Genomic DNA, 884 nt, shown 5'->3' with positions numbered 1-884 from the left:
GCCGGTCCAGTACGCCGACTACGCGCTCTGGCAGCGGGAACTCCTCGGCGACGAGGACGATCCGGAGAGCCTTGTCGCCCGGCAGATGGCGTACTGGCGAGAGGCCCTGGCCGGCATCCCGGAGGAGCTGGAACTGCCCGCCGACCGGTCACGTCCGGCCGCGGCCTCGCACCAGGGGCACAGCGTGCCGATCGAGATCCCGGCCCACGTCCACGCCCGGCTGGCCGAGGTGGCGAAGGCGGAGCGGGTGACCACGTTCATGGTGGTCCAGGCGGCGTTGGCGGTGCTGTTGTCGCGGCTCGGGGCGGGCACCGACATTCCGATCGGAACGGCCAACGCGGGACGTACCGACGAGGCTCTCGACGACCTGGTGGGCTTCTTCATCAACACGCTGGTGCTACGGACCGATCTGTCCGGCAATCCGACCTTCCAGGACGTGCTCGCCCGGGTGCGCCGGACGAGCCTCCAGGCTCTCGCCCACCAGGACGTGCCGTTCGAACGCCTCGTGGAAGAACTCGCTCCGAGCCGGTCACGCGCCCGGCACCCGCTGTTCCAGGTGCAGCTCGACCTGCAGAACCTGGCGGAGGCCGTGCTGGAACTGCCCGGCGTGCGGGCGGGCGGGCTGCCGGGTGGGACGTCCGTGGCCAAGTTCGACCTGGAGGTACGGCTCGGCGAGGTCTTCGACGCGCAGGGGGCGCCTGCTGGAGTGCGTGGATCCGTGATCGGGGCGGCTGACCTGTTCGACCTGGCGTCGGTCAGTGGGATCGCGGGGCGGCTCGTTCGGGTGCTGGAACTGCTCGTCGCCGATCCGCAGGCTCGGGTCGAAGTGGTGGATGTGCTTGATGTGGGTGAGTGGCGGCGGGTGGTGGAGGAGTGGAACGACA

Annotated in this window: 1 protein-coding gene; it reads left to right on the top strand. The window is 70.2% G+C overall.

Annotation, left to right across the window (positions count from 1 at the left end; genetic code table 11):
- Positions 1–884: condensation domain-containing protein (locus ABFX54_RS56655; protein ID WP_346115620.1), on the top strand; the 884-nt coding region annotated here is incomplete at both ends.

Source organism: Nonomuraea maheshkhaliensis (genome assembly GCF_039529435.1).
GTDB lineage: Bacteria > Actinomycetota > Actinomycetes > Streptosporangiales > Streptosporangiaceae > Nonomuraea > Nonomuraea maheshkhaliensis.
Note: the sequence above shows the minus strand (reverse complement) of the source record. Positions and strands in the feature narration are given on the sequence as shown.